The organism is Bacillus lumedeiriae (assembly GCF_044891285.1).
Lineage (GTDB): Bacteria > Bacillota > Bacilli > Bacillales > Domibacillaceae > Pseudobacillus > Pseudobacillus lumedeiriae.
The window spans coordinates 1-215 of sequence record NZ_JAUIYO010000081.1 but is presented as its reverse complement, the minus strand read 5'-3'; the positions used below and the strand labels follow the sequence as shown (position 1 = coordinate 215).

Annotated in this window: 1 protein-coding gene; it reads left to right on the top strand. The window is 42.3% G+C overall.

The annotated features are described in order from the left end of the window. Positions 1 to 215: hypothetical protein (locus QYG89_RS17310; protein WP_404319433.1), on the top strand; the 215-nt coding region annotated here is incomplete at both ends.

Genomic DNA, 215 nt, shown 5'->3' with positions numbered 1-215 from the left:
AAAGCTGCTTCTCAAGCAAGTGTTCATGCGAGCAAGACAGCTAAAGCAAAAGCTTCAGCACATTCAGCAGTAGTAACTAAATCAGGAACACCTGCAGAGGAAACACCGGATGCAGTAACTGAAGAAAAAGCTGTTGAAGTAAAAGAAAATAAATCAGCGGCAAACAAAGCTGCTTCTCAAGCAAGTGTTCATGCGAGCAAGACAGCTAAAGCAAA